The sequence below is a fragment of the Calidithermus terrae genome (genome assembly GCF_003574345.1).
In the GTDB taxonomy this organism is placed as follows: domain Bacteria; phylum Deinococcota; class Deinococci; order Deinococcales; family Thermaceae; genus Calidithermus; species Calidithermus chliarophilus.
This window is the reverse complement of record NZ_QXDL01000329.1, coordinates 1-2,970: the sequence shown is the minus strand read 5'-3', so window position 1 is coordinate 2,970 and position 2,970 is coordinate 1. Positions and strand designations below refer to the sequence as shown.

Annotated in this window: 3 protein-coding genes; all 3 read left to right on the top strand. The window is 70.4% G+C overall.

Translation table 11 applies throughout. From position 1 onward, the window contains the following. Positions 1–177: 177 nt before the first annotated feature. Genes Mterra_RS20200 through Mterra_RS20190 form a run of 3 tightly spaced genes read left to right on the top strand, consistent with a single transcriptional unit; the run spans position 178 to position 2,841 of the window. Positions 178–849 carry a CIS tube protein gene (locus tag Mterra_RS20200; RefSeq protein WP_119316732.1) on the top strand — a complete coding sequence of 224 codons (672 nt, stop codon included), beginning with the start codon at positions 178–180 and terminating at the stop codon, positions 847–849. A gap of 10 nt (positions 850–859) precedes the next feature. After that, complete coding sequence (locus Mterra_RS20195) at positions 860–2,557, top strand: VgrG-related protein (protein WP_119316731.1); 1,698 nt, start codon at positions 860–862, stop codon at positions 2,555–2,557. Between the two features lie 8 nt (positions 2,558–2,565). Next, entirely contained in the window at positions 2,566–2,841 is a 276-nt protein-coding gene (locus Mterra_RS20190) for a PAAR domain-containing protein (protein ID WP_119316733.1), read from the top strand. The last annotated feature ends 129 nt before the right edge of the window (positions 2,842–2,970 follow it).

Genomic DNA, 2,970 nt, shown 5'->3' with positions numbered 1-2,970 from the left:
TCGCAGCAGGACGCGCTGCTGCCGCACGTGGAGTCGGGGCTCTTGACCCTGATCGGGGCCACCACCGAGAACCCCAGCCCGCCCCCGACCTCGACGCCCTGGCCCAGCAGGTCTACCGCATCCTCAAGCGCCGCCTGGCCGCCGAGCGCCGCCGCGAGTCCTGAAGCGAGGTGATCCATGAGCCTGAGCAAAGCCTTCCTCATCCCCCTCGAGGGGGAACACGCCAACCAGCGCATCGAGTGCCTGTTCAACCCCAACGAACTCAGCCTCTCCAAGTCCAACCAGTGGTCGGCCGGCCCCAACGGCGCCAAGGACTCGCCCAACCGCGAGTTCGGCGGAGGCCAGCCCATCAGCCTGCGGGTCCAGCTCTTCTTCGACACCCAGGGCCTGCCGCCCGAGCGGCGCCGCAGCCTCGACGTGCGCGAGTACACCAACCCCATCTGGAAGCTGATGCTCGTCGATAAGACCCTCACCAACGACACCACCAAGAACGGCCGCCCGCCCAAGGTGCGCTTCCAGTGGGGCCTGATGACCTTCTTCGTCGGCGTCATCACCAGCATCTCGCAGCAGTTCAGCCTCTTCCTGCCCAACGGCCTGCCGGTGCGGGCCACCCTCGACCTCACCCTCGAGCAGGCCACCAACGAGAACGAGCTGCCCATGCAGAACGCCAGCTCCGGGGGCGTGGGCGGGGAGCAGGTCTGGACGGTCAAGGACGGCGACACCCTGGCCTGGATCGCCCACAAGATCCTGGGGGACGCCGGCAAGTGGCGGCGCATCGCCGAGGCCAACGGCCTCACCAAGGTGCGCGACCTGGTCGCGGGCCAGCCGCTGGTCGTCCCGGTGGATTGAGGGAGGCGCCTTGTCCAAGGTTCACGAACACCTCTCCGACCTGGCGGTGCGCCTGGGGGGCCGCGACGCCCCCCCCGAGCTGATGAACGCGCTCTGGGAGGTCACGGTCGAGAACACCGTGCACCTCCCCGACGTGGCGACCCTCGTCGTCCACGACCCCGCCCTCCGCTGGACCGACTCCGAGCTCTTCGAGCCCGGCACCGAGGTCGTGCTCACCTCCCAGACCGGCAACGTCAAGGCCACCATCTTCGAGGGCGAGGTCGTCGAGGTCGAGCCCGAGTACGCCGGGGCCAGCCCCCGCCTGGTGGTGCGGGCCTTCGACCGGCTGCACCGCCTGACCCGGGGCCGCCACGTGCGGCGCTTCGCCAACGTCACCGACGGCGACCTCGTGCGGCAGGTCGGGCAGCAGGCGGGCCTGAGCCAGGTCGAGGTGGGCCCCCAGGCCGACGCCCAGGTGTACGAGTGGGTGTTCCAGGACAACGAGACCAACCTGGCCTTCCTGCAGCGCCGGGCCGCCGCGCTGGGCTACGTGGTCTACGTGCGGGGGAAGACCCTGCACTTCGGCCCGCCCCAGGGCGAGCAGGCCACCCTCGAGCTCAAGTGGGGGGAGAGCCTGGCCGAGTTCCGCCCCCGCCTCACCACCCTCGAGCAGCCCAGCGAGGTGGTCGTGCGGGGCTGGGACTTCGAGAAGAAGGAGGCCGTCATCGGCAAGGCCAAGGCCGGGCAGTTCAAGCCCAAGGTGGGGGAGAGCGGGGAGGGCGGCGAGAAGGCCTCCAAGGCCTTCGGCGAGGCCCCCCAGCTCGTGGAGTGCCGCCCGGTGCGCACCCAGAAGGAGGCCCAGCTCCTGGCCGAGGCCGCCGCCAACAAGCAGTCCGGGCGCTTCATCCAGGCCGAGGGGAGCTGCGGGGGCAACCCCGCCCTCGTGGCCGGGGCCAGGATCCGGGTCTCCAACGTGGGGCGGCGCTTCTCCGGGGAGTACGTCGTCACCACCGCGCAGCACGTCTACGCCCAGCACGGCGGCAAGAGCCGCTACACCACGCACTTCACGGTCTCGGCCAACTACCCCCTCACCCTGCTGAGCCTGCTGCGGGGGGCCGAGGAGCCGCCCAGCCGGGTCGGGCTCGCCGTCGGGGTCGTGACCAACAACGACGACCCCAAGGGCTTGGGCAGGGTCAAGGTCAAGTACCCCGCGCTCTCCGACGAGGCCGAGAGCGACTGGGCCCGCGTGGTGAGCGTGGGAGGCGGCAAGGAGCGGGGCGTGGAGTTCCTCCCCGAGGTCAACGACGAGGTGCTGGTGGCCTTCGAGCTCGGCGACGTCAACCACCCCTACGTGCTGGGCGGCCTGTGGAACGGGGTGGACCTGCCGCCGAGGAAGAGTTCGGCCCTCGTCGCCAGCGGCAAGGTCAAGCAGCGCCTCATCCGCTCGCGCACCGGCCACCTCGTCATCCTCGACGACTCCGACGACGCGCCGGGCGTCACCATCAAGGACCGCAACGGCAACGTCATCCACCTCGACACCAAGAAGGACACCCTCACCGTCGAGGTCAAGGGCGACGTCAACGTGGTCGCCAAGGGCAACGCCAGGGTGCAGGCCCAGCAGAACCTCGACATGGAAGGCACCAACGTCAAGGTCACGGCCAAGGCCAACTTGAGGCTCGAGGGCAGTGCCATGGTCGAGGTCAAGGGCGGGGTCATCAAGCTCAACTAGGGGTGCTCATGTCCAAACCCGCCGCCCGCATGACCGACAAGCACGCCTGCCCCCTGCCCTTCCACATGGCCGTGCCCAACCTCATCGTGATCGGCAACCCCACGGTGCTCATCGGCGGCCAGCCCGCCGCCTGCGCCGGCGACCTCACCACCTGCGGCGCACCGATAGCCACGGGCTCGAGCACCGTGCTCATCGGGGGCAAGCCCGCCGCCCGCTTGGGCGACGCCACGGCCCACGGCGGCAGCATCCTCTCGGGCTGCCCCACGGTGCTCATCGGCGGATAGCCCCGGCCCGCGAAGGAGCTGGCAAACGTGCCTAAAGCCCGTGCCCCCCGCGAGCCCAAGCCTGAAGCCCGAGCAGAGCGGGCCACGGTCCGGCCCAGGAAGCAGCCCACCTGCGAGCCCGACCCCGAC